The organism is Burkholderia sp. Bp9004, assembly GCF_003858025.1.
GTDB lineage: Bacteria > Pseudomonadota > Gammaproteobacteria > Burkholderiales > Burkholderiaceae > Burkholderia > Burkholderia diffusa.
This window is the reverse complement of the sequence record NZ_QTQD01000021.1, coordinates 20643-40541: the sequence shown is the minus strand read 5'-3', so window position 1 is coordinate 40541 and position 19899 is coordinate 20643. Positions and strand designations below refer to the sequence as shown.

The following is a 19899-nucleotide window of genomic DNA, read 5'->3' as shown; positions in this document are numbered from 1 at the left end:
CGCACCGCGACAGGCACAATCACGCCCGCACATATTGACCGGCGCGCGCCGCGTGCCGGTTTTCACACGATCAAGAAGGAGTATTCCCATGTTGAAAGGCAACCTCGCCGGACTGATGAAGCAAGCGCAGCAAATGCAGGAAAACATGAAGAAGATGCAGGAGCAGCTTGCGCAGATCGAAGTCGAAGGGCAGTCGGGTGCCGGGCTCGTCAAGGTGACGATGACCTGCCGCAACGAAGTGCGCCGCGTGGCGATCGACCCGAGCCTCCTCGCGGACGACAAGGACATGCTCGAGGATCTGGTCGCGGCAGCGTTCAACGATGCCGTGCGCAAGGCCGAGGCGACGTCGCAGGAAAAGATGAGCGGCATGACGTCCGGCCTGCCGTTGCCCCCGGGCTTCAAGCTGCCGTTCTGAGCGCAGCGTCCGTTCAGTCCGATCAGTTCGTTCTGCTTTCAGCCGCCGTATGAAACAGCCGTCCGCCCTGTCCGCCCTCGTCGAAGCGTTGCGCGTATTGCCCGGCGTCGGGCCGAAATCCGCGCAGCGCATGGCGTACCACCTGATGCAGCACGATCGGGAGGGCGCGGAGCGGCTCGGCCGGTCGCTGCTGTTCGCGACCGAGCACCTGCAGCACTGCGAGAAGTGCAATACGTTCACGGAAGCGCAGATCTGCGAGGTGTGCAGCGACGAGGAGCGTGATCCGACGTTGCTGTGCGTCGTCGAGACACCGGCCGACCAGATCATGCTCGAGCAGACGATGACGTATCGCGGGCTGTATTTCGTGCTGATGGGGCGGCTGAGCCCGCTCGACGGAATCGGCCCGAAGGAAATCCATTTCGACCGCCTCGTGCGGCGCGCGTCCGACGGGATCGTCAAGGAGGTCGTGCTTGCGACCAACTTCACGAACGAGGGCGAGGCCACCGCGCACTACCTCGGCCAGACGCTGAAGGCGCGCGGGCTCGCGGTCACGCGCCTCGCGCGTGGCGTGCCGGTGGGCGGCGAGCTTGAATACGTCGACGCGGGCACGATCGCCCGCGCGATGCTCGACCGCCGCACGATGTAAGCCGGGCGCCGCCGGCCGGCGGCGCCGTTCCTCATGTCAGGGAGACACATGAGCGCCAGTCAGGGCCCCCTCGCGGGCGTCAAAGTGCTCGAATTCGGGACGCTGATCGCGGGGCCGTTCGCGTCGCGCCTCTTCGGCGAATTCGGCGCGGAAGTGATCAAGATCGAGGATCCGAACGGCGGCGACCCGCTGCGCAAGTGGCGCAAGCTGCATCCGGAGCAGGGCGGTACGTCGCTGTGGTGGTCGGTCCAGGCCCGCAACAAGAAATCGGTCACCCTCAACCTGAAATCCGATGCCGGCAAGGCGATCGCGCGGCAGCTCGCGCGCGAGGCCGACATCGTGATCGAAAACTTTCGCCCGGGCCTGCTCGAGAAGCTCGGGCTCGGCTACGACGTGCTGTCGGCCGACAACCCCGGTCTCGTGATGGTGCGCCTGTCCGGCTACGGGCAGACGGGCCCGTACCGCGACCGGCCGGGCTTCGGCGCGATCGCCGAATCGATGGGCGGGTTGCGCCACATCACCGGCTATCCTGACCTGCCGCCGCCGCGCATCGGCATCTCGATCGGCGACTCGATCGCCGCGCTGCACGGCGTGATCGGCGGGCTGATGGCACTTCACCACCGCAAGGTGAACGGCGGCGCGGGGCAGGTGGTCGACGTCGCGCTGTATGAAGCGGTGTTCAACATGATGGAAAGCGTGGTGCCCGAGTACGGCGTGTACGGGATGGTGCGCGAGCGCACCGGCGCGTCGTTGCCGGGCATCGTGCCGTCGAACACCTACGCGTGCCGCGACGGCAGCATCGTGATCGGCGGCAACAGCGACCCGATCTTCAAGCGGCTGATGAAGGCGATCGAGCGCGACGATCTCGCCGACGATCCGGCGCTTGCGCGGAACGACGGCCGCGTGCCGCGCACGCAGGAGATCGACGATGCGATCGCCGCGTGGCTCGCGCCGCGTACGATCGACGAGGCGCTCGCCGTGCTCAACGCGGCCGACGTGCCCGCCGGGCGCATCTACAGCGCCGCCGACATGTTCACCGATCCGCAGTTCGTCGCGCGGCAGATGATCCAGCGCTTCAAACTGGCCGACGGCACCGACATTCCGCTGCCGAACATCACGCCGAAGTTGTCCGGCACGCCGGGCGAAACGCGCTGGCTCGGGCCCGAACTCGGCGAGCATACGGACGAGGTACTGCGTGGCCTCGGCTACGACGCACAGGCGATCGCCGCGCTGCGCGAGGCCGGCGCGATCTGAGTGCCCTAGGGCCGGGCGCTTCGCGTCGGGCTTCCGCGAGGGCAGCCTCTCCCGAGGGGCACGCTTTGGGGCGGGAAACGCCGGGCGGCACAACGTTGTCTCGCGCCCGCGGAACGCCGCCGTGCAATGCGGCGGCGCACCGCGCACGCGTCGTGCATGCAGCCCGTCCGCAGTCGCCTGACTGTCGCTCTCGCGCCATCTTTCCTCGGTTACAATCGCCGGATGCGAATCCTACTCAGCAACGACGACGGCTATCTCGCCCCCGGTCTCGCCGCGCTCAGCGACGCGCTGCAGCCGCTGGCCGACCTCACGGTGATCGCGCCCGAGCAGAACTGCAGCGGCGCATCGAATTCCCTCACGCTGTCGCGGCCGCTGTCGGTGCAGCGCGCGACGAATACGGGTTTCTTCTACGTGAATGGCACGCCGACCGATTCGGTGCACGTCGCGTTGACGGGGATGGCCGACGCGAGGCCCGACCTCGTCGTGTCCGGGATCAACAACGGCCAGAACATGGGCGAAGACACGCTCTATTCAGGGACCGTTGCGGCCGCCACCGAAGGCATCATGTTCGGCGTGCCGGCCATCGCGTTTTCGCTGGCCGAGAAGGGCTGGGCGCATCTGACGGACGCGGCGCGCGTCGCCGCGGAAATCGTCGAACACTATCTCGCGCATCCGCTGCCCGGTCAGCCGCTGCTGAACGTCAATATCCCGAATCTGCCGTATGGGGAACTGAAAGGCTGGCAGGTCACGCGCCTCGGCAAGCGTCACCCGTCCCAGCCGGTGATTCGCCAGACCGACCCGCGCGGCGAGCCGGTCTACTGGATCGGTGCCGCGGGTGCTGCGCTGGACGCGAGCGAAGGCACCGATTTCCACGCTGTCGCAAACGGTTTCGTATCGATCACCCCGCTGCAGCTGGATCTCACGCATACGCAAATGCTGCCCGCAACGCGCGAATGGGTGCGCGCAGGAGGGCGGGCTTCATGAGCGGCGAGCGCGCGAAGCGGTTTCCGCTCGCGCTCGAAGATCTCAAGCGAGCGCCACGCAAATCGGAAGGCCGGGCCGGCGAACGCCATGCGGCGGGCGTGGTGCCGAAGGCCGTCGACAAGTCCACCGCCGTGCTGAAGCCGGTGGCGGTGAAGGCGGGCGTCGCCCGCCCGGTGCCCGGCACGACCGGCGCGAAGCCGGCGACCGCGCCGAAACCGACCGCGCTGAAGCCGGCGATGCCTAAGCCAGCTGCCCCGAGCGTCGCGCCGGCCGGTGCGTTCGCGCTGACGTCGGAACGTGTGCGCGAGCGCATGGTCGAACGCCTGCGCGCGAACGGCGTGACCGACGCGCGCGTGCTGGATGCGATGGCCGCGGTGCCGCGTCACATGTTCGTGGATCCGGGGCTCGCGACGCAGGCCTATGAGGATGCTGCGCTGCCGATCGGTCACCAGCAAACGATTTCAAAGCCGTCGGTCGTCGCGCGCATGATCGAGCTCGCGATGGCCGGCCGCACGCTCGAGCGCGTCCTCGAGATCGGCACCGGTTGCGGCTACCAGGCCGCGGTGCTGAGTCACGTGGCACGCGACGTGTATTCGATTGAACGCATCAAGCCGCTCTACGAGCGCGCAAAGCTGAACCTGCGGCCGCTGCGCGTGCCGAACATCCGTCTGCATTACGGCGACGGGCGTGTCGGTCTGCCGTCCGCGGGCCCGTTCGACGCGATCGTGATCGCTGCGGCGGGGCTCGACGTGCCACAGGCGCTGCTCGAGCAACTCGCGATCGGCGGGCGGCTCGTCGCGCCGGTCGGCGCGCAGAGCGGGCAGCCTCAGGTGCTCACGCTTGTCGAGCGCGTCGCGCACGCGCAATGGCGGGAGTCGCGGCTTGATCGCGTTTTCTTTGTCCCTTTAAAATCCGGAGTGATTTGAAACCGATGAGTATGTTGCGCGCGATGCAAAACAACCGAACCAGGGAACCGCTCACGTTCGCCCAGCGCGCGATCTGTGTGGCTGCGTTCTCCACGCTACTGGCCGCCTGTGCGACGCGGCTCGACAACGCGCCCGTCGTCGACCGCTCCGGAACGCTCGGCACGACCACCGCCGCCCAGCCGGCGGTGCCGCTCGGCCCGCCGCCGCCCGGCTTCTACCGTGTGAAACCGGGCGACACGCTGTACCGGATCGCGCTCGAAAACGGACAGAACTATCGCGACATTGCCGCGTGGAACAACCTGGCGAACCCGAACCAGATCGAAGTCGACCAACTGCTGCGCGTCGCGCCGCCGGGCGGTGCCGCGGTTGCAGGCTCGCCGGCTGCCGCGCCGATCGCAGGCGCCGCCGTCGCGACCGCACCGCTCAGCAGCGGTCCCGCGACGCCGGCCGCAGGCTCGTCGTCCGCGGTCACGCCGCCGGCTGCCGCCGCATCGAGCGATACGGCCGCGGCGCCGAGCGGCCCCGTGACGTTCGCATGGCCCGTGCGCGGCCCGGTGCTGAACGGTTTCGACGACGCGAAGAACAAGGGCGTCAATATCGGCGGCACGTCCGGCGAGGCCGTGAAGGCGGCGGCCGACGGCCGCGTCGTCTACTCGGGCAACGGCCTGCGTGGCTACGGCAATCTCATTATCATCAAACACGATGCAACTTACCTCACGGCGTATGCACACAATCGCGCTTTGATGGTAAAAGAGGGGGACGCGGTAACGAAGGGGCAAAAGATCGCCGAGATGGGTAACAGCGATGCCGACCGCGTGATGCTGCATTTCGAGGTTCGCCGGCAGGGTAAACCTGTCGATCCGCTGAAGTATTTGCCGCCTCAATAACCGAGACGACCATGCCGAAATCGAAGCGCCACGAGCCGCAAGCCGAATCTGAGAAGATCAGTCGTGCCACGCAAGCATCGGTGGAGCGAGCTGGCGCTTCGACGGACGACGAAGACGACGTCGCGGAAAACGAACGTGATCTCGAGGCACGCGACGCCGAAGCGGACGGCGACGACGAGCGCGAAGGCCGTGCGGAAGCCGCGCCCGACGTCGACGATTTCCGCGCATTGCTGCAGGCCGAACTCACGGCCGACACGATCCAGCATTACCTGAATCGCATCAGCGTGAAGCCACTCCTGACCGTCGAGGAGGAGCAGCGCTATTCGCGTCTCGCGAAGGCCGGCGAATTTGAGGCGCGGCAGGTGATGATCGAGCGCAACCTGCGTCTCGTCGTCAGCATCGCGAAGGGTTACCTGAACCGCGGCGTGCCGTTGCTCGACCTGATCGAGGAAGGCAACCTCGGCCTGATGCACGCGATCGAGAAATTCGACCCGACGCGCGGCTTTCGTTTCTCGACCTACGCGACGTGGTGGATCCGCCAGAGCATCGAACGGGCGATCATGAACCAGGCGCGCACCGTGCGCCTGCCCGTGCACGTGATCCGCGAACTGAACCAGGTGCTGCGCGCGAAGCGCCACCTCGAAAAGAACTCGATGTCGACGGGCGAGGCGGCTGAGCGCCGCGAAGCCAGCATCGACGACATCGCCTATCTCACCGGCAAGACCGCCGAGGAAGTCACCGACATCCTCGCGCTCAACGAGCACACCGCGTCGCTCGACGCGCCGCTCGATCTCGATCCCGCGAGCAGCCTGCTCGACCTGCTGCCCGACGACCAGAGCCAGTCGCCCGACGCCGAGGTGCAGCACCGCGAACTCGAGACGCTCACGCGCGCGTGGCTGTCGCGGCTGTCCGACAAGCATCGGCACGTGATCGAGCGCCGCTTCGGCCTGAACCACATCGAACCGGCCACGCTCGAGGAGCTGGCCGACGAGATGGGGCTCACGCGCGAGCGGGTGCGGCAGATCCAGCAGGAAGCGCTGGTGCGCCTCAAGCGGTTCTTTGCCTCCAACGGCGTGCGCAAGGACGCCGTTCTGTAACTGATGACTCCGATTCTCGTTTTTGACATCGAGACCATTCCCGATGTCGACGGCATTCGCCGTCTGGAAGACCTGCCCGCGACGCTCGACGATGCCGCGGTGGCCGAACATGCGTTCGCCGCGCGCCGCGAAAAGACCGGCAGCGATTTCCTGCCGCATCACCTGCAGCGCATCGCGGCGATTTCCTGCGTGTTCCGCGACAACAATGGTTTTCGCGTGCGCTCGCTGGGCACGCCCCAGGACAACGAGGCGACGCTGGTCCAGTCGTTCTATCGCGTGATCGAGAAATACACGCCGCAGCTCGTGTCGTGGAACGGCGGCGGCTTCGATCTGCCGGTGCTCCATTACCGTGCGCTCGTGCACGGGATCCCCGCGACGCGCTACTGGGATCTGGGCGAGGACGACCGCGAATTCAAGTGGAACAACTACATCTCGCGCTATCACTCGCGACACACCGATCTGATGGACGTGCTCGCGATGTATCAGGCGCGCGCGAATGCGCCGCTCGACGCGCTCGCGAAGCTGTGCGGGTTTCCGGGCAAGCTCGGGATGGACGGCAGCCAGGTGTGGCCCGCGTTCCAGGACGGCCGGATCGAGGAAATCCGCAACTATTGCGAAACCGACGTCGTCAATACTTACCTGCTGTATTGCCGGTTCCAGCTGATGCGCGGCGGCCTGACGCCGAGCGAGTATGCTGACGAGATCCTGCTCGTGAAGAACGCGCTGGCACAGGAGCCCGCGTCGCATTGGGCCGAATACCTGGCCGGTTTCGACGCGTAACGCGGGAGGCTCGCGCCGCGGCAGCGATCAATCGAGTTCGAGCACGATCGGCTGGTGATCCGACGCGCGCACGTCGGCGTCGATCTCGCAGCGCGTGACGCGTGGCAGCAGCGTATCGGTCACGAACACGAAATCGCATGCGAGCGGCCCTTCCGACCATTGCGCCGTGTCGTAAACGCCGGCAGTCGGCGGCGGCGTGCAGCCCGGGTGGCGGGCAATCCACGCATCGACGAACGGCGGCGCGTCGGCGATCGGCGCCAGCATGCGCCGGTACGCATCGCTGCCGAACGCGCTGTTGAAATCGCCGCAGACGATCGCGTCGCGCGGCTGGTCGGTCGCGCTGAACGGCCCCGTCGCATTTTCCGCCGGCGCGGGCCGGTCCGCGTGGGCGCAGGCCTCTCGGTGCCGATCGCGCAACGCATCGACCTGCGCGAGTCGCTGGCGCGCCGAATAGTATTCGAGGTGCGTCGTGACGACCCGAAGCGGACCCGACGGCGTCAGCAGCTCGACGTCGAGCGCGACACGCGGCATCGACGGCGCGCCCGCGTCGGCCGGCCACGGCAGCAGTTGGCGCAGCACGCGCCGGACGGGCAGCCGGGTCGCGATCGCATTGCCGAACTGGCGACGCGGCGCGCCGGGTTCCAGCGCCGGCAGGTCGGCGCCGATCGCGTCGACGATCGCATAGCCGGGCAGCAACGCCGCCAGTTCGGCGAACTGGTCGGGGCCCGGCCGGCCGGGCAGTGCGCCGAAGCCGCGCGTCACTTCCTGCAGGCACAACACGTCGAAGTCGCCAAGCCGGCGGGCGGCGGCGATGGTGCGGGGAAGGTCGACGACGCCGTCCGCGTCCCGACCCCATTGAACGTTCCAGTCGATCAGTCGCATGGTCGAGTCTCCTGCGAGCAGAACTTATGCCGTCCGTGGCCTGGCGAGACGCCGCGCATGCGGGCCGGCGGCAGACCGTGCCTGCATGACGTGGTGCGGTAGGCGCATCCGTATCGACGCTTGCGCCACGAAAGCGGGCGATGCGGGCTTTCGTCGTCTACAATCTCGCCTTCTTCAACGTTTTGTCAGGAAAAGCTGGTGTCCGAAGCCGTCCCCACTTCTGCGCGCAAATCGAAAAATGCGCCCGTCGCGCCCGGGCCTGCCCCGGTTCTCGAGATCGAATCGCTCGACATGGAAGCGCGCGGTGTCGGCCGCACGACGACCGAGGACGGCTCGCCGGGCAAGGTCATCTTCGTCGAGGGCGCGCTGCCCGGGGAGCGCGTGACCTATTCGAGCTATCGTCGCAAGCCGAGCTACGAGCAGGCGACCGTCGTCGATATTCTGCGCCCAAGCGTGCTGCGCACGCAGCCGAAGTGCAAATTCTTCGGCACCTGCGGCGGCTGCTCGATGCAGCACCTCGACATGCGTGCGCAGGTGGCGATCAAGCAGCGCGTGCTCGAGGACAACCTGTGGCACCTGTCGAAGCTGCGCGCCGAGACGATGTTCGCGCCGATCCACGGCCCGTCGTGGGGTTACCGCTACCGTGCGCGCCTGACCGTGCGCAACGTCGCGAAGAAGGGCGGCGTGCTCGTCGGATTCCATGAAAAGAAGAGCAGCTATGTCGCCGACATGACGAGCTGCGAAGTGCTGCCGCCGCACGTGTCGGCGATGCTCGTACCGCTGCGTCGGCTGGTGGAGGGGCTGTCGATTCGTGACCGGATGCCGCAGATCGAGCTCGCGGTCGGTTCGCAAGTCACGGCGCTGGTGCTGCGCGTGCTGGAGCCGATCAATGCGGATGACGAAGCGCTGCTGCGCGCGTTCGCGGACGAGCACAAGGTGCAATTCTGGCTTCAGCCGAAGGGCCCGGACACGGTCACGCCGTTCTATCCGCTGGACGTGCCGCTCGACTACACGCTGCCGGAGTTCGGCATCCGCATGCCGTTCAAGCCGACCGACTTCACGCAGGTCAACCATCAGATCAACCGCGTGCTGGTGGGCCGCGCGCTGCGCCTGCTCGCGCCGTCGCGCGACGATCGCGTGCTCGACCTGTTCTGCGGGATCGGCAACTTCACGCTGCCGCTCGCGCGGCTGTCCCGCGAGGTGATGGGCATCGAAGGCAGCGAGACGCTGACGACGCGCGCGCTGGCGAATGCGCGCGAGAACGGTGTCGACGGCCACACGACGTTCGCGTGCCGGAACCTGTTCGAGGTGACGGGCGACGACCTTCGTGCGCTCGGCGCGTTCGACAAGTTCCTGATCGACCCGCCGCGCGAAGGCGCGCTCGCGGTGTCGAAGGCGCTGGCCGAAATCGCGCAAAGCGGCGACGGCCCGCTGCCGAAGCGCATCGTCTACGTGTCGTGCAACCCGTCGACGCTCGCGCGCGACGCGGGCCTGCTCGTGCACGAGGCCGGCTATCGGCTGAAGGGTGCCGGGGTCGTTAACATGTTCCCGAATACGTCGCACGTCGAATCGATCGCGCTGTTCGAGCGCGACTGAGCGGGCGGGCGGTGGACGTAAAAAACCGGCCCACGAGGCCGGTTTTTTTTCGGTGTCTAGCGACCGTCAGTTACGGTTGCCGCCGAAGATGCCGAGCAGCGCGAGCAGGTTCGTGAACACGTTGTACAGATCGAGGTAGATCGCAAGCGTCGCCGAGATGTAGTTCGTCTCGCCGCCGTTCACGACGCGCTGGACGTCGAACAGCATGTAGGCCGAGAAGATCGCGATCGCGAGCACCGACACGGTGAGCATCAGCGCCGGCAGTTGCAGGAAGATGTTCGCGACCGAGGCAAGCAGGATCACGATCACGCCCATGAACAGCCACTTGCCGAGCCCCGAGAAGTCGCGCTTGCTGACCGTGGCGATCGTCGCCATCGCGGCGAAGATGATGCCGGTGCCCCCGAACGCGAGCATGATCAGCGACGGGCCGTTCGAGAAGCCGAGGATGAAGCTCAGCAGGCGCGACAGCATCAGGCCCATGAAGAACGTGAAGCCGAGCAGCACGAACACGCCGGCCGCGCTATTTTTCGTCCGCTCGATCGCGAACATGAAGCCGAACGCGATCGCGAAGAACGCCAGCAGGCTCATCATCGGGCTGGTGGCCGCGAACAGCGAGAAGCCCGTCGCGACGCCGACCCATGCCCCCAGCACCGTCGGCACCATCGACAGCGCGAGCAGCCAGTACGTGTTCCGCAGCACGCGATTGCGAACTTCCGCGGTGCTGACGGAGCCGCCGCGGCCGAAATTGTACGGATAGTCGTTCATGGTTTCTCCTAACATTGAACGCGTGGGCGTCCCGGGCCGGTTCGGCGCACGCGGTGTGCGGCGCAGCAAACCGGAGCAGCTATGGCTAAGATACGTTCCGCACCGCTTGGTTTCAATGGCAGGGCGGCGCAAAAATATATCGATTCAGAACCTTTCATTCGTGTAAGGGTTCAATCGCAATGATACACGGGATCGTGCTACAATAGCGGATTCATTTGAACCTGTAACTTCTTAATTTCTTGGAGTTTTTATGGCAATCGAGCGCACCCTGTCGATCATCAAGCCGGATGCGGTGGCAAAGAACGTGATCGGCCAGATCTACAGCCGTTTCGAAGGCGCCGGCCTGAAGATCGTCGCATCGCGCATGGCACACCTGTCGCGTGCTGACGCAGAGAAGTTCTACGCAGTTCACGCAGCACGTCCGTTCTTCAAGGACCTCGTCGATTTCATGATCTCGGGTCCGGTGATGATCCAGGTTCTGGAAGGTGAAGGCGCGATCCTGAAGAACCGCGACCTGATGGGCGCGACGGATCCGAAGAAGGCGGAAAAGGGCACGATCCGCGCCGACTTCGCCGACAGCATCGACGCGAACGCCGTGCACGGCTCGGACGCAGCGGAAACGGCTGCGGTCGAAATCGCGTTCTTCTTCCCGGAAATGAACGTTTACTCGCGCTAAGCCCTGGCTGACAGCAAGTAGGCAGGATTCAGCGCACGCGGCAAGGCAGCACATCATGACGAGCGAAACTTCCGTCAATCTTCTCGACTTCGATGCCGAGGGTCTTGTCGCGTACTGCGGCAGCCTCGGCGAGAAGCCGTTCCGCGCCAAGCAGTTGCAGCGCTGGATCCATCAGTACAACGCTGGCGATTTCGACGGCATGACCGACCTCGCGAAGTCCCTGAGAGAAAAGCTCAAGGGCCGCGCGTCGATCGTGATGCCCGATATCGTCAGCGATCACGTTTCCACCGACGGCACGCGCAAGTGGCTGATCGACGTCGGAAACGGCAATGCGGTCGAAACCGTTTTCATCCCGGAAGAGACGCGCGGCACGTTGTGCGTGTCGTCGCAAGCCGGGTGTGCGGTCAACTGCCGCTTCTGCTCGACGGGCAAGCAGGGCTTCTCCCGCAACCTGTCGACAGCCGAAATCATCGGCCAGCTCCGGATGGCCGAATTTGCACTGCGTGCGTCGCTCGGTCGCGCGCCCGGTCCGAACGGCAAGGCCGAACGGGTCGTCACCAACGTGGTGATGATGGGCATGGGCGAGCCGCTGCTGAATTACAGCGCGGTCGTGCCCGCGATGCGGCTCATGCTCGACGACAACGCCTACGGCCTGTCGCGCCGCCGCGTCACATTGTCGACGTCCGGCGTGGTGCCGATGATGGACCGCCTCGGCGCAGAACTGCCGGTCGCGCTCGCCGTTTCGCTCCACGCACCGAACGACGCGCTGCGCGACGAACTGGTGCCGCTCAACAAGAAGCATCCGCTTCGCGAGCTGATGGCCGCGTGCCAGCGTTATCTGAAAGTTGCGCCGCGCGACTTCATCACTTTCGAATACTGCATGCTCGACGGCGTCAACGACACCGAAGCGCATGCGCGCGAACTGCTGGCCGTCACGCGCGACGTGCCCTGCAAGTTCAATCTGATCCCGTTCAATCCGTTTCCGGAATCGGGCCTCATCCGCTCGAAGCCGGAGCAGATCAAACGTTTCGCACAGGTCCTCATCGACGCGGGTGTCGTCACGACCGTGCGCAAGACGCGCGGCGACGACATCGACGCCGCGTGCGGCCAGCTGGCCGGCGCCGTGAAGGACCGCACGCGCCTGGCGGAGCGAACGGGCGCAGCAGCAAAAATCATCGAAGTTCGGGCGGTTTGACGGGGATGCCCGAACCTTTTGGCGGTACAACACGCGAATAGCGATCGGACGCGGCGCCTCGGCGCCGCGCATGATATGGACGGTTGCGGGAGCCGGCGGCGCCCGCCAGTGAAGAAGAATCGACGCGAGGACAAGGATGAGTGAGCCGCAGCCGACAAACGGCGCAGAGATGAATGCCGCGAAGCCGGCGCAGGCAGGGCTTGAAACGCTGGCGGCCGTCGGCAGCCGGCTGGCGGAGCTCCGGGAAGCGAAGGGCTGGACGGTCGACGACGTGTCGGCGCGGCTCAAGGTCGCCCCGCAGAAACTGCGTGCGCTTGAGGCAGGCGACATCAGCCATTTGCCCGGCGTGACGTTCGCGCTTGGCGTCGTGCGCAGCTACGCGAAAATGCTCGGTGTCGATCCCGAGCCGTTTGCACAGGCGTTGCGCCGCGAGCGCGGCGTGCCCGAAGTCGATCTGTCGATGCCCGCGTCGTCGGGGACGGATCTGCCGCGCGGCCGCGTATCGATTCCGCTCGGCGGCTCGTCGCGCCATCATCCGTGGCTGTGGGGGACGGCGATCGTTGTCGTCGCGGTGATCGCGGTACTCATGTGGCACACTGGCGGCGATACGTCGAGCTGGCTCGCGCGCTTCAAGAGTGGCGGCGACGCCGAACATGCGTCGGCGGCGAGCGCGTCGGCGGCGTCTTCCGCCGAAGAGGCGGTCGCCGGCGGTGCGTCGACGGCAGTCGGCAACGACGTCCCGGCGCAGGTTGCAGCATCCGCCGCGGCACCGCAGGCTGTCGCGTCGGCTGCTCCGGTTGCTTCGGCTCCGGCCCCGACGGCCGTCGTGCCTGCGTCGCAACCGATCGTCGCGTCGGCAGCGGCGAGCAGCGCGGCCGTGTCGGCGCAGCCCGCGAGCGTCGTGGTGGCGGCAGGCCAGTCGATGGTCGAACTGAAGGTCAAGCAGGATTGCTGGTTCAGCGTGCGCGACAAGAACGGCAAGGAGCTGTTCTCGGCGCTTGTGCGGGCCGGCGAGACGAAGCAGGTCGCCGGCGACGGGCCGTTCAAGGTCACGATCGGCAACAAGGCAGGTCTTGATACGGTCGCGTTCGACGGAAAACCCGTCGATCCGGCGAAATATTCGGCAGCGCGGGGTAACGTGGCGCGGTTCACGCTGCCCTGACGTCAAGCGCCGTGACGCAGGCCTGTCCTGGACAGGCCGCGAGGGCACGGCGCTTTTTCAATTCATGCGCCGCCTCGCGGCGCATTCCGCGTAAATGGATCTATCGATGCAATCCGAAGCTCAATCCCCACGCAGCAGTCAGATTTGTTCAACCGAGCCGGTGTTCGGCGGGCATCAGCCGCGTCGCGTGTCGCATGCGGTGGATGTTCGTTGGGGCGGGCAGCTCGTGACGATCGGCGGTGATGCGCCGGTGCGCGTGCAGTCGATGACGAATACCGACACGGCCGACGCGATCGGCACGGCGATCCAGATCAAGGAACTCGCGAATGCGGGTTCGGAACTGGTGCGCATCACGGTCAATACGCCGGAGGCCGCGGCCGCCGTGCCGGCGATCCGCGAGCAGCTCGACCGGATGGGTGTGACCGTCCCGCTCGTCGGAGATTTCCACTACAACGGCCACCTGCTGCTGCGCGACTATCCGGGCTGCGCGGAGTCGCTGTCGAAGTACCGGATCAACCCGGGTAACGTCGGCCAGGGTGCGAAGCGCGACACGCAGTTCGCGCAGATGATCGAGGCCGCGGCGAAGTACGACAAGCCGGTGCGGATCGGCGTGAACTGGGGCAGTCTCGACCAGGACCTGCTCGCGCGCATGATGGACGAGAACGGTGCGCGTGCGCAGCCGTGGGATGCGCAGAGCGTGATGTACGAAGCGCTGATCCAGTCGGCGATCGGCTCGGCCGAGCGCGCGGTCGAACTGGGTCTCGGCCGTGACCGCATCGTGCTGTCGTGCAAGGTCAGCGGCGTGCAGGACCTGATCGCCGTGTACCGCGAGCTCGGCCGCCGCTGCGGGTTCGCGCTGCACCTCGGTCTGACCGAGGCGGGCATGGGCTCGAAGGGCATCGTCGCTTCGACGGCCGCGCTCGGCGTGTTGCTGCAGGAAGGGATCGGCGACACGATCCGCATTTCGCTGACGCCGGAGCCGGGTGCGTCGCGCACGGGCGAAGTGATCGTCGGCCAGGAAATCCTGCAAACGATGGGCCTGCGCTCGTTCGCGCCGATGGTGATCGCGTGCCCGGGCTGCGGCCGCACGACGAGCACGCTGTTCCAGGAACTCGCGATGCAGATCCAGACCTATCTGCGTGAGCAGATGCCGGTCTGGCGCAAGGAATATCCGGGCGTCGAGAAGATGAACGTCGCGGTGATGGGCTGCATCGTCAACGGCCCGGGCGAGTCGAAGCACGCGAACATCGGCATCAGCCTGCCGGGTTCGGGCGAAAACCCGGCCGCGCCCGTCTTCATCGATGGCGAGAAGGTCAAGACGCTGCGCGGTGAGCGGATCGCCGAGGAATTCCAGCAGATCGTCAGCGACTACGTCGCACGCAATTACGGCCGCACCGAGGCCCTGAACTAAATTCGTCCACACACACGAACGATGACTGAACAGAAACGCAAGATCGAGAAGCTCACCGGCGTCAAGGGCATGAACGACATCCTCCCGCAGGATGCCGGCCTCTGGGAGTTCTTCGAAGCTACCGTGAAATCGCTGCTGCGCGCGTACGGCTACCAGAACATCCGCACGCCGATCGTAGAACATACGCAGCTCTTCACGCGCGGCATCGGCGAAGTCACGGACATCGTCGAGAAGGAGATGTACAGCTTCACCGACGCGCTGAACGGCGAGAACCTGACGATGCGCCCGGAGAACACCGCGGCCGTCGTGCGCGCGTCGATCGAGCACAACATGCTGTACGACGGCCCGAAGCGCCTGTGGTACATCGGCCCGATGTTTCGTCACGAGCGTCCGCAGCGCGGCCGCTATCGTCAGTTCCACCAGGTCGGCGTCGAGGCACTCGGCTTCGCTGGCCCGGACGCGGATGCCGAGATCATCATGATGTGTCAGCGCCTGTGGGACGACCTCGGCCTGACCGGTATCAAGCTCGAGATCAACTCGCTCGGCCTCGCCGAAGAGCGTGCCGCACACCGCGTCGAACTGATCAAATATCTCGAGCAGTTCGCCGATGTCCTGGACGAGGACGCAAAGCGTCGCCTGTATACGAACCCGCTGCGCGTGCTCGACACGAAGAACCCCGCGCTGCAGGAAATCGCGCAGAACGCGCCGAAGCTGATCGACTTCCTCGGTGACGAGTCGCGTGCCCATTTCGAAGGGCTGCAGCGCCTGCTGCTCGCGAACAACATCCCGTTCAAGATCAACCCGCGTCTCGTGCGCGGCCTCGACTACTACAACCTGACCGTGTTCGAGTGGGTGACCGACAAGCTCGGCGCGCAGGGCACGGTCGCGGCCGGCGGCCGCTACGATCCGCTGATCGAGCAGCTCGGCGGCAAGCCGACCGCCGCATGCGGCTGGGCGATGGGCATCGAGCGCATTCTCGAGCTGCTGAAGGAAGAGGATCTCGCGCCCGAGCAGGAAGGTGTCGACGTGTACATGGTGCACCAGGGCGAGACGGCGCGCGAACAGGCGTTCATCGCGGCCGAGCGTCTGCGCGATACGGGCCTCGACGTGATTTTCCACTGCAGCGCTGACGGCGGCCCGGCAAGTTTCAAGTCGCAGATGAAGCGGGCCGATGCGAGCGGTGCCGCGTTCGCGGTGATCTTCGGCGAAGAAGAGGTCGCGAACGGCACGGTCGGCGTGAAAGCGTTGCGCGGTGCGGGCGAGGATGGGGAAAAGAACGTTCAGCAGACCGTACCGGTCGAAAGCTTGACCGAATTCCTAATCAATGCGATGGTTGCATCCGCCGAAGACGGCGACGACTGATCGCGCTGGCATTCGCTCGACAAGAAAAGCCTGAAAAGGAAGGAATCGCTCGCCGATGAGTTATCACGACGAACAAGAATCGATTGAAAGTCTCAAGGCGTGGTGGGCCCGCTGGGGCAACCTCACCACGTGGATCGTGCTCGCGGCGCTGGTCGTCGCGGCCGGTTTCAACGGCTGGAATTACTGGCAGCGCCGTCAGGCCGCCGAGGCTTCCGGGTTGTACGAGCAGGTGCAGAAGGCTGCCGCCGGGAATGACAAGGCGACGATGGCCCGCGCGGCGGCCGACATGGAAGACAAGTTCGGCAGCACGCCGTATGCGCAGATGAGCGCACTGTTGGCAGCGAAGACGCTGTACGCAGCCGGCGATGCCGCCGGCGCGAAGGCGCAGCTGCAATGGGCCGTCGATCACGCCAAGGACGACGAGTACAAGCAGATCGCGAAGCTGCGTCTCGCATCGCTGCTGCTCGACGAGAAGGCGTACGATGCGGGCCTCGCGCTGCTTTCCGGCACGCCAGTCGATGCATTCAAGGGTCTCGTGGCCGATCGCCGCGGCGATCTGCTTGCGGCGCAAGGCAAGACCGCCGATGCGCGCGCCGCATACAAGCTTGCGCTCGACGGCCTGTCGCAGGACGACCAGTCCGCGCGTCAGCTCGTGCAGTTCAAGCTCGACGCGCTCGGCGGCTGATCCCGGCCCTCTCAACCTCTTAACTCTGCTTCGCTAACCGATGAATTTGCTGAAACGTTACGCTGTGCCCGTAGCCTGCGCGGCGGCTGTCCTGGCATTGGCGGCCTGCTCGTCGTCGAAGGACGCGCGCCGCGTGCCGACGCCGCTCACCGAGTTCAAGCCCGTCATGGACGTGCAACAGGTCTGGAAGGCGAGCGTCGGCAAGGGCGGGCGCTATCTGTTCTCGCCGGTGGCCGTTGGCGACGCCGTCTACGCGGCGGGCGAGAACGGTTCGGTCGAGAAGATCGACGCGAAGACGGGCCAGACGCTGTGGCGCGCGAAGGTCGGCTCGGATCTGTCGGCCGGGGTCGGCAGCGACGGCAACCTGACCGCAGTCGGCGCGTTGAAGGGCGGTGTGTTCGTGCTGGGCCCCGACGGCAAGCAACTGTGGAAGACGAGCGTGCAGGGCGAGATCTTCTCGCCGCCGCTGGTCGGCAACGGTCTCGTGATCGTGCGCACGATCGACGGCCAGGTGATCGCGTTCAACGCGCAGACGGGCGAGCAGAAGTGGAACTACCGCAACCGCGCGGTGCCGCTGAACCTGCGCGTGTCGGCCGGCATGACGTTCGCGGGCGATGCGGCCGTGCTGGCGGGCTTCCCCGGCGGCGGTCTTGTCGCGATCAACCTGCAGACGGGCGAGCCGTTCTGGCAGACGCCCGTGTCGTTCCCGAAGGGCGTGACCGAAGTGGAGCGTATCAACGACGTCAGCGGTCCGCCGACGCTCGTGGGTGCTCAAGCGTGCGCGGTCACGTTCCAGGGCCAGCTCGGCTGCTTCGACGCGAACTCGGGCCGTCCGCTGTGGGAGAAGGCGTTCTCGAGCCGCAGCGGTCTCGCGCAGGACGATTCGGTCGTCGCCGGCGGGGACGACTGGTCGGTCGTGACGGCCTACGACGCGGCGAGCGGCAATCAGCTCTGGCGTAACGACAAGCTGAAGAGCCGCGACGTCGGCGTGCCATACCTGCTCGGCCATGCGGTCGTGATGGGCGACTACAAGGGCTTCGTGCACTTCCTGTCGCGCGAGGACGGCAGCTTCATCGCCCGGATGAAAACCGACGGCAGCGCGATTACCGCGGCGCCGGTCCTGGCCGGCAATACGCTCGTCGTGCAGACGAAGGATGGCGGCCTGTACGGGTTCCGTCCGCGCTGACGCGCACGCAACGAGCGCAATCGCGGCGCGGCGGGCTCGTCCCGCGCGCGCGATTGCGCGACATGAAGGCGGCCGGTGTCCCCGGCCGCTCGGTATTTGAAAGGCAGTTCGAAACGAAAGACGACGGCGCGCAACGCGCGCCCGGCGCGCGCATCCGGCGCGGCGCGAATTCGTGATATTTTCATTCAGCGCAGCCGCCCGCAGCAGCGGGCCTCCCGCTGCTGCGCATCACCGTAGAAAACACAGATGAAACCGGTCATTGCCCTCGTTGGGCGCCCCAATGTGGGGAAATCCACGCTGTTCAACCGGCTCACGCGCTCGCGCGATGCGCTGGTTGCCGACTTGCCCGGCCTGACGCGCGATCGCCATTACGGCGAAGGGCGCGTCGGCGAGCGGCCGTATCTGGTCGTCGATACCGGCGGCTTCGAGCCCGTCGCGAAGGACGGCATCCTGCACGAGATGGCACGCCAGACGCGGCAGGCCGTCGAGGAAGCCGACGTCGTCGTGTTCATCGTCGACGGCCGTAACGGCCTCGCGCCGCAGGACAAGTCGATCGCCGACTACCTGCGCAAGACCGGCCGGCCGATCTTCCTGGTCGTCAACAAGGCCGAGGGGATGAAGTACACGGCGGTTGCGACGGACTTCTACGAGCTCGGGCTCGGCGATCCGCGCGCGATCTCGGCCGCGCACGGCGACGGCGTGACCGACATGATCAACGAAGCGCTGGAAGTCGCATACGCGGGCCAGCCCGAGGAAGCGGACGAGGACGATCCGTCGCGCGGCATCAAGATCGCGATCGTCGGCCGGCCGAACGTCGGCAAGTCGACGCTCGTGAACGCGCTGATCGGCGAGGACCGCGTGATCGCGTTCGACATGCCGGGCACGACGCGCGATTCGATCTACGTCGACTTCGAGCGCAACGGCAAGAAATATACGCTGATCGACACCGCGGGCTTGCGACGTCGCGGCAAGGTGTTCGAGGCGATCGAGAAATTCTCGGTCGTGAAGACGCTGCAGTCGATCTCCGACGCGAACGTCGTCATTCTTCTGCTGGATGCGCAGCAGGACATTTCCGACCAGGACGCGCACATCGCAGGCTTCGTCGTCGAACAGGGCCGCGCGCTCGTGATCGGCGTCAACAAGTGGGACGGCCTCGACGACCATGCACGCGATCGTGCGAAAGCGGATTTGACCCGCAAGCTGAAATTCCTCGACTTCGCGAAATCGCACTACATTTCGGCCGCGAAGAAGACGGGCATCGGCGCGCTGATGCGCTCGGTCGACGACGCGTACGCGGCGGCGATGGCGAAACTGCCGACGCCGAAGCTCACGCGCGCGCTGATCGAGGCGGTCGAGTTCCAGCAGCCGCGTCGTCGCGGTCCGGTGCGTCCGAAGCTGCGCTACGCGCACCAGGGCGGCCAGAATCCGCCGCTGATCGTCATCCACGGCAACGCGCTCGATGCGGTCACGGAAACCTACAAGCGTTACCTCGAAAACCGATTCCGCGAAACTTTCTCACTGACCGGGACTCCATTGCGCATAGAGTTCCGTTCGTCGAACAACCCGTACGCGGACAAGGGCTGAAGCAGGTCCTGCAAGGGGTAGGCCGCATGGCCTACGCCCGGGCGGGGCATGCAAAATCGGCTATAGTGTAGCGATTGGCGCCGGATCTCTTTTTCTTCGTCGCCAATCCAGATCAACCTGCAAAAAAAGATGGAGTACGCCATGAGCAACAAAGGGCAATTGTTACAAGACCCGTTTTTGAACGCACTGCGCAAAGAGCACGTTCCCGTTTCGATCTATCTCGTCAACGGCATCAAGCTGCAAGGGAACATTGAATCGTTCGACCAGTACGTCGTGTTGCTCCGTAATACGGTGACCCAGATGGTCTACAAGCACGCCATCTCGACGGTCGTGCCGGCGCGCCCGGTGAATTTCCACCCGGACGCGGAAGCCTCGTCCTAACCCATCGCAGCGGCCGGCGTCCGGT

Annotated in this window: 20 protein-coding genes; 18 read left to right on the top strand and 2 right to left on the bottom strand. The window is 65.9% G+C overall.

Annotated features, from left to right (window positions below; genetic code table 11):
• Nucleotides 1-88 precede the first annotated feature (88 nt).
• From DIE08_RS22065 to DIE08_RS22030, 8 genes are all read left to right on the top strand, one after another.
• Nucleotides 89-415: a YbaB/EbfC family nucleoid-associated protein gene (locus DIE08_RS22065; RefSeq protein ID WP_006755698.1), complete on the top strand. Its 327-nt coding sequence runs from the start codon at nucleotides 89-91 to the stop codon at nucleotides 413-415.
• A 49-nt stretch (nucleotides 416-464) separates the two neighbouring features.
• A complete protein-coding gene (gene recR / locus DIE08_RS22060) occupies nucleotides 465-1061 on the top strand; it encodes a recombination mediator RecR (RefSeq protein WP_014896897.1) in 597 nt (198 codons plus the stop codon).
• A 48-nt stretch (nucleotides 1062-1109) separates the two neighbouring features.
• Entirely contained in the window at nucleotides 1110-2315 is a 1206-nt protein-coding gene (locus tag DIE08_RS22055; protein WP_124903561.1) for a CaiB/BaiF CoA-transferase family protein, read from the top strand.
• A 222-nt stretch (nucleotides 2316-2537) separates the two neighbouring features.
• Nucleotides 2538-3299, top strand: coding sequence for a 5'/3'-nucleotidase SurE (gene surE, locus DIE08_RS22050; RefSeq protein WP_059604358.1), 762 nt, complete (start codon nucleotides 2538-2540; stop codon nucleotides 3297-3299).
• A complete protein-coding gene (locus tag DIE08_RS22045; RefSeq protein ID WP_124903559.1) occupies nucleotides 3296-4225 on the top strand; it encodes a protein-L-isoaspartate(D-aspartate) O-methyltransferase in 930 nt (309 codons plus the stop codon). Before surE ends, DIE08_RS22045 begins: the two co-directional genes overlap by 4 nt.
• Before the next feature lie 5 nt (nucleotides 4226-4230).
• Nucleotides 4231-5112, top strand: a complete 882-nt coding sequence (locus DIE08_RS22040) for a peptidoglycan DD-metalloendopeptidase family protein (RefSeq protein ID WP_124903557.1) — start codon at nucleotides 4231-4233, stop codon at nucleotides 5110-5112.
• Between the two features lie 11 nt (nucleotides 5113-5123).
• A complete protein-coding gene (gene rpoS / locus DIE08_RS22035) occupies nucleotides 5124-6209 on the top strand; it encodes an RNA polymerase sigma factor RpoS (RefSeq protein WP_059604367.1) in 1086 nt (361 codons plus the stop codon).
• A 3-nt stretch (nucleotides 6210-6212) separates the two neighbouring features.
• Nucleotides 6213-6989, top strand: coding sequence for a 3'-5' exonuclease (locus DIE08_RS22030; protein ID WP_059604370.1), 777 nt, complete (start codon nucleotides 6213-6215; stop codon nucleotides 6987-6989).
• Between the two features lie 27 nt (nucleotides 6990-7016).
• Here DIE08_RS22030 and DIE08_RS22025 read toward each other — a convergent pair whose 3' ends face one another.
• Nucleotides 7017-7871, bottom strand: coding sequence for an endonuclease/exonuclease/phosphatase family protein (locus tag DIE08_RS22025; RefSeq protein WP_124903555.1), 855 nt, complete (start codon nucleotides 7869-7871; stop codon nucleotides 7017-7019).
• A gap of 198 nt (nucleotides 7872-8069) precedes the next feature.
• Between DIE08_RS22025 and rlmD the strand changes: the two genes are divergently transcribed.
• On the top strand, nucleotides 8070-9467 hold the full coding sequence (gene rlmD, locus DIE08_RS22020; RefSeq protein ID WP_124622649.1) for a 23S rRNA (uracil(1939)-C(5))-methyltransferase RlmD: 1398 nt from the start codon (nucleotides 8070-8072) through the stop codon (nucleotides 9465-9467).
• Between the two features lie 66 nt (nucleotides 9468-9533).
• Here rlmD and DIE08_RS22015 read toward each other — a convergent pair whose 3' ends face one another.
• Nucleotides 9534-10232: a Bax inhibitor-1/YccA family protein gene (locus DIE08_RS22015; RefSeq protein WP_006761414.1), complete on the bottom strand. Its 699-nt coding sequence runs from the start codon at nucleotides 10230-10232 to the stop codon at nucleotides 9534-9536.
• 250 nt (nucleotides 10233-10482) lie between these two features.
• Between DIE08_RS22015 and ndk the strand changes: the two genes are divergently transcribed.
• From ndk to hfq, 9 genes are all read left to right on the top strand, one after another.
• Nucleotides 10483-10908, top strand: a complete 426-nt coding sequence (gene ndk / locus DIE08_RS22010; RefSeq protein ID WP_006478674.1) for a nucleoside-diphosphate kinase — start codon at nucleotides 10483-10485, stop codon at nucleotides 10906-10908.
• Nucleotides 10909-10963: 55 nt separating this feature from the next.
• On the top strand, nucleotides 10964-12103 hold the full coding sequence (gene rlmN / locus DIE08_RS22005) for a 23S rRNA (adenine(2503)-C(2))-methyltransferase RlmN (RefSeq protein WP_014896906.1): 1140 nt from the start codon (nucleotides 10964-10966) through the stop codon (nucleotides 12101-12103).
• 136 nt (nucleotides 12104-12239) lie between these two features.
• Nucleotides 12240-13265 (top strand): helix-turn-helix domain-containing protein, encoded by a 1026-nt coding sequence (locus DIE08_RS22000; RefSeq protein WP_059604382.1) that lies wholly within the window; start codon nucleotides 12240-12242, stop codon nucleotides 13263-13265.
• A 106-nt stretch (nucleotides 13266-13371) separates the two neighbouring features.
• Nucleotides 13372-14676 (top strand): flavodoxin-dependent (E)-4-hydroxy-3-methylbut-2-enyl-diphosphate synthase, encoded by a 1305-nt coding sequence (gene ispG, locus DIE08_RS21995; protein ID WP_006483314.1) that lies wholly within the window; start codon nucleotides 13372-13374, stop codon nucleotides 14674-14676.
• Between the two features lie 21 nt (nucleotides 14677-14697).
• Nucleotides 14698-16038, top strand: coding sequence for a histidine--tRNA ligase (hisS, locus tag DIE08_RS21990; protein ID WP_124903553.1), 1341 nt, complete (start codon nucleotides 14698-14700; stop codon nucleotides 16036-16038).
• A gap of 55 nt (nucleotides 16039-16093) precedes the next feature.
• Nucleotides 16094-16723, top strand: coding sequence for a tetratricopeptide repeat protein (locus DIE08_RS21985; RefSeq protein WP_124622651.1), 630 nt, complete (start codon nucleotides 16094-16096; stop codon nucleotides 16721-16723).
• A gap of 40 nt (nucleotides 16724-16763) precedes the next feature.
• A complete protein-coding gene (gene bamB, locus DIE08_RS21980; protein ID WP_059604387.1) occupies nucleotides 16764-17909 on the top strand; it encodes an outer membrane protein assembly factor BamB in 1146 nt (381 codons plus the stop codon).
• Between the two features lie 246 nt (nucleotides 17910-18155).
• Nucleotides 18156-19493, top strand: a complete 1338-nt coding sequence (der, locus tag DIE08_RS21970; protein WP_014896912.1) for a ribosome biogenesis GTPase Der — start codon at nucleotides 18156-18158, stop codon at nucleotides 19491-19493.
• 141 nt (nucleotides 19494-19634) lie between these two features.
• Nucleotides 19635-19874, top strand: coding sequence for an RNA chaperone Hfq (gene hfq / locus DIE08_RS21965; RefSeq protein WP_006399927.1), 240 nt, complete (start codon nucleotides 19635-19637; stop codon nucleotides 19872-19874).
• The last annotated feature ends 25 nt before the right edge of the window (nucleotides 19875-19899 follow it).

Coding starts and splice junctions, on each gene's coding strand:
- DIE08_RS22065 (WP_006755698.1), top strand. CDS start 89: ATGTTGAAAGGCAACCTCGCCGGACTGATGAAGCAAGCGCAGCAAATG.
- recR (WP_014896897.1), top strand. CDS start 465: ATGAAACAGCCGTCCGCCCTGTCCGCCCTCGTCGAAGCGTTGCGCGTA.
- DIE08_RS22055 (WP_124903561.1), top strand. CDS start 1,110: ATGAGCGCCAGTCAGGGCCCCCTCGCGGGCGTCAAAGTGCTCGAATTC.
- surE (WP_059604358.1), top strand. CDS start 2,538: ATGCGAATCCTACTCAGCAACGACGACGGCTATCTCGCCCCCGGTCTC.
- DIE08_RS22045 (WP_124903559.1), top strand. CDS start 3,296: ATGAGCGGCGAGCGCGCGAAGCGGTTTCCGCTCGCGCTCGAAGATCTC.
- DIE08_RS22040 (WP_124903557.1), top strand. CDS start 4,231: ATGAGTATGTTGCGCGCGATGCAAAACAACCGAACCAGGGAACCGCTC.
- rpoS (WP_059604367.1), top strand. CDS start 5,124: ATGCCGAAATCGAAGCGCCACGAGCCGCAAGCCGAATCTGAGAAGATC.
- DIE08_RS22030 (WP_059604370.1), top strand. CDS start 6,213: ATGACTCCGATTCTCGTTTTTGACATCGAGACCATTCCCGATGTCGAC.
- DIE08_RS22025 (WP_124903555.1), bottom strand. CDS start 7,871: ATGCGACTGATCGACTGGAACGTTCAATGGGGTCGGGACGCGGACGGC.
- DIE08_RS22015 (WP_006761414.1), bottom strand. CDS start 10,232: ATGAACGACTATCCGTACAATTTCGGCCGCGGCGGCTCCGTCAGCACC.
- ndk (WP_006478674.1), top strand. CDS start 10,483: ATGGCAATCGAGCGCACCCTGTCGATCATCAAGCCGGATGCGGTGGCA.
- rlmN (WP_014896906.1), top strand. CDS start 10,964: ATGACGAGCGAAACTTCCGTCAATCTTCTCGACTTCGATGCCGAGGGT.
- DIE08_RS22000 (WP_059604382.1), top strand. CDS start 12,240: ATGAGTGAGCCGCAGCCGACAAACGGCGCAGAGATGAATGCCGCGAAG.
- ispG (WP_006483314.1), top strand. CDS start 13,372: ATGCAATCCGAAGCTCAATCCCCACGCAGCAGTCAGATTTGTTCAACC.
- hisS (WP_124903553.1), top strand. CDS start 14,698: ATGACTGAACAGAAACGCAAGATCGAGAAGCTCACCGGCGTCAAGGGC.
- DIE08_RS21985 (WP_124622651.1), top strand. CDS start 16,094: ATGAGTTATCACGACGAACAAGAATCGATTGAAAGTCTCAAGGCGTGG.
- bamB (WP_059604387.1), top strand. CDS start 16,764: ATGAATTTGCTGAAACGTTACGCTGTGCCCGTAGCCTGCGCGGCGGCT.
- der (WP_014896912.1), top strand. CDS start 18,156: ATGAAACCGGTCATTGCCCTCGTTGGGCGCCCCAATGTGGGGAAATCC.
- hfq (WP_006399927.1), top strand. CDS start 19,635: ATGAGCAACAAAGGGCAATTGTTACAAGACCCGTTTTTGAACGCACTG.